Raw genomic sequence first — 408 nt, 5'->3', positions numbered from 1 at the left:
GCATGGCGCTCACGGACGCTCGCGCGTCCTCGGGCCGCAGCCCCGCCAGGTCGGCCCCGCGGAACTCCACCGCCACGCGCCGTCCTTCGTCGGGCGGAGCGCCGGGCCGTCCCGCCCGGCCCGAGCGCGTCGCCGTCACCCGCGCCAGGCTTTCCAGCCCCGGCGCGTCCCCGTCCCAGGTCAGCCGATAGCGCAGCGTTCGCGTCTGCCCGGCCGCCGGCCGCGCCGCCGGCGTCCAGAACGCCACGATGTTGTCCAGCGTCTCACTGCGCGTCGGAACCTCGACCAATCGCACGCCGCCCCGCCCCCAGCCGCCGATGGGCTCCACCCACAGGCTGGGCCGGCGGTCGTAATGGGCCTGGCTGTCCTGATAGCTGGCGTAGTCGCGGTCGCGCTGGATCAGGCCGA

At 76.0% G+C, this 408-nt stretch carries 1 protein-coding gene; it reads right to left on the bottom strand.

Annotated elements, in window-relative coordinates:
* A partial coding sequence (locus B2U11_RS01830) for a glucan biosynthesis protein (protein ID WP_292069390.1) occupies window positions 1-408 on the bottom strand: 408 nt, incomplete at both ends.

The organism is Brevundimonas sp. UBA7534 (assembly GCF_002479325.1).
In the GTDB taxonomy this organism is placed as follows: Bacteria; Pseudomonadota; Alphaproteobacteria; order Caulobacterales; family Caulobacteraceae; genus Brevundimonas.
This window is presented reverse-complemented; position numbering and strand designations above follow the sequence as displayed.